The organism is Moorena sp. SIO3I6, assembly GCF_010672095.1.
In genome coordinates this window covers 1-3414 of record NZ_JAAHHU010000455.1, presented here as the reverse complement: position 1 = coordinate 3414, position 3414 = coordinate 1, and the positions used below count along the sequence as shown (strand labels likewise).

The 3414-nt window shown below is 41.8% G+C and carries 1 protein-coding gene and 2 pseudogenes; all 3 read right to left on the bottom strand.

Annotated features, from left to right (window positions below):
• The coding region (locus F6K49_RS37820) for a hypothetical protein (protein WP_293105346.1) at positions 1 to 627 on the bottom strand (627 nt) is incomplete at its 3' end.
• An 813-nt stretch (positions 628 to 1440) separates the two neighbouring features.
• Positions 1441 to 2659, bottom strand: a pseudogene (locus tag F6K49_RS37815) (IS4 family transposase).
• Positions 2660 to 2879: 220 nt separating this feature from the next.
• Positions 2880 to 3414, bottom strand: a pseudogene (locus F6K49_RS37810) (FG-GAP-like repeat-containing protein); the annotation flags it as partial.

The following is a 3414-nucleotide window of genomic DNA, read 5'->3' as shown; positions in this document are numbered from 1 at the left end:
TGAAGAGAGGTTTGCAAAAATGCTCTTACCTTTCACATGAATCTGAGCCTGTACTTGCGGTAGCACTTGAGGATACTCATAAGTGAATATCAGTCCCCCGGTTAGTTGGGTCCCGGACTGAATGTTTTCTACCCACTTCTGAGCGCCTTTTGCAGTCAAGTCCAGCAATAAGGAGGTGGTTTCACCCGCACTGACAGAACTCGTAGCCTCAACCTCTGGGATAGTTACCTTTCCTAGTGACGGATCTAGCAGGATTTGGACTTGAATGTTACGAATAGGCAAGGGCAAAAACTGTAGATTTTCTCCCAAAAAATATCCACTTTTGAGAATTTCCCTTCCCCACTCTTGCTTGAGAGCCTCTTGGGTTAGGAAGTCATATTGGGGCATCAAGGTTGCTGTAAAGCTTAATGCCCCCCCCTTGACCGAATCGATTCCTTGGTCCCACTTGCGAAAGACCGTTAAGGTAGCCTGATATTGTTTATTATCTGAATTAACTACCAAAAAAGATCGATTGGGCATATAGAGAATGACATCAGGTTGTGTACTCTCAAAAAGCCTAAAATCACCAACGTTCCAACTGCTCGTGCTTAGAGCAATCCCGATTTCCGTATCAAAGGATGATGTCATTAAAGGTGCTCCCATCTGTTTAATAGATTGCAGGCTCACTTAAATCCAGTATTAAAAATCATCAGATTTGTGACAGTACCCGTAAGGGTACCTTTTTTGACAGTATCCCCACGTCAGCTCCGCACCTGTTCAACTAGAGCTATCGTATACTTCCTCAGGGTAAGCTCATCTAAATTAGTATCAAAAACTACAGATAAAAGTTTTTTAATAGTATCAAACCAACCAAATATATTACCATTAGAGCCGAAATCCTCAATAGATTATCAGCTATTTCGCGTTGTTTATAATACATTTTATAGTATTGTTAAGGCAAGTAACTGGGGTTACCGGAACTTAAAGATTTTTCCAAATTCTGATCGAATGAAAATGAGGTAAATGGGTGGTGCGATGCGATCGCTATCAAGATAGAGTCCGAGCAAACAGCTGCCTGTACATCGACCCTCGGCATATAACCGACATCACCTATCCACAAAACCCCTAGCATATAAGTAGTCGGACAAAAGTAAAATTAACTGTTGAAATAGGGAACAGGGAACAGGGAACAGGGAACAGAGGAATTTTTGGCAACTTTACACAAGTTAATACCGCGATGCAGCGCGGTCTTGGGGGTTTCCCCCATGAGCGACTGCATCAAGAAGCGAGGTTTATTTTTTCCAGCTACTTAAGGCCTGGCAATTAGCTCTGTGGATATTTGTACTGGGGGTATCTCAACAGTATCTGGGGGGAGATAACCCAATATAGCTACAAGGTACCTCTATTTTAATAACCCTTATATATGAAGGGTTATGGCCATTTTAATTAACTGACTACTCTTTAAGGATGACAACAAGGCTCTAATGTTTGCTGTAGTTGGGATAGAGCTTTCAAGCCTCGCTGAAAATAGAGCCATTTATGAGGCTTGAGACTGATCAGACTCTGGGCAAGTTCTGACCATAAAGTCATGGCATTAACCCAAGCATAAGTCAATAATCCCATGGTAAAATTACTATGGTGTGGCTCAAAAAATTCCTTTCCTTTATGAAGACGACTGACATAATTAACCAGGGGAGTCTGTTGCAAGTAATGTCCCTCAAAAGTAGAGAGACTATAAGCTAAAGCAATTAGCATAACAAGGGCTAGTAAGCGAGTGGAATTAACCCGAGTTTGTTCTAAATTGTATCCACCAGTCTTACAGTCTTTAAACAGTGTTTCAATTCCCCATCTAGCTCGATAAACTTCTAAAGTCTTCTGGAGATTAGGTAAGCTTGTCAGTAAGTACCAAGGGTTTTTGTGTTCTTTGCCACGGTATTTTCGTTTCCAACGAACTGCCAAGTTAAAAGGAGATAAGTTCGGCTCTTTATTGCAGGTAATATTCTCTATAAAGTGAGTGTCTCCTGGTTGAAATCCCAGGGACTTTAAAGCTTGATAATTTAAGCCATTTTGTTGAATACAAGCACTCTTTTTCTGACGGAGAATAAAGTCTACTCTTCTGAGCATCAGCCACATTCCCAGCTTGGCACTGTGAAATTCCCTATCCCCTACCACAATAGTCGGATAAGGTTTGATCAGCTTCAAAACCGGTTGAAGTACTTTTTTCTGAAAGGATAAATTACTACTACCTTTTTTGCCAATCAAATCCCAGTACACCGGGAGAGCATGTTTACCCCATATTATACTTACCACCATTAAATTCCTTTCCTTCCATTGAGTTCGGTCTATCACTACCAAGATTTGCCCCGACTCAGAATATTTTAATTTTTTCCGTCTTCTTCTTTGCTCTCGGTTCAGTCGATCTCCGTTATATTCTTGTTTCAACCAATATTTGACTATGGGAAACCACAACAGTTTTACATTCCATTGCGGCAGTACTAAAAATCTCTGCAAATTCCTTAGTCTGCTCTCATAAGTGATCGGTTGAGGAAACACACGCGGCCTTGGTTGATAATTTGACTTGACGGAAGCTTTGAAGCATCAATATCAATAGTTGAACTGTCAGATTTTGCTTCTCGTTGAGATGCTTTTCTAAAACTTTCTGATATAATGTCGGTAGCATTTTTGGTTTTTTGGGGTGGTCATAGACTACCCTAATCTTTTTTGCATCTTTTGGCTAGACCCCCCTTCAAGACTAGTCTTTACTCCCCTTGTCACCCTTTAAGCAGTCGGAGATATTAGACTCAGATTAGAGTGAATGAAAACCCACCCCTTCTGCTTACGCTCAAGGGGTGGGTTTTCATTCACTCTAATTAAAAAATTAAAGCTACCTGCTGACTATCCTAAACGTAGAAGGAGAAGTCGAGTTCTGAAACCGAAGGAGTGATAGGTAAGATATTCTCCTCACTCACTGAGTTATTCTCGATAATCCACAGGCCATTTTGTCCTTGGGAATTACGGAAGAAGAAATCATCAATACCATCTCGGTTAGCGTCATAGGCACCACGGAATTCCCAAGGACCGTCTGCTGGTCGGGCATCGATCAGCACTGCCTCCTGGTAAACAGTACCATCGAGCTTCCAGTAGGCAAACTCTTGGGTATCCATATTTTCCCAGATAGCATCTGCGTCACCATCGCCATCCATGTCTCCAGCCGCAACTAATTGCCAGGGATCATTAGGTGATATAATCATCTTCTGATTATTGCTATCCGTAATAAACGTAGCATTCTGAAACCCGGTTTCATCTATCTCCCAAACAGCAATTTCTCCGCTGGATGTGTTGTACCAGAAAATTTCTTCTGCACCACCACCGTTAACATCTCCGCTGCCACGGATTTCCCAGTTGAGGTCTGATCCCGGTTGACCTGCTGGTGAC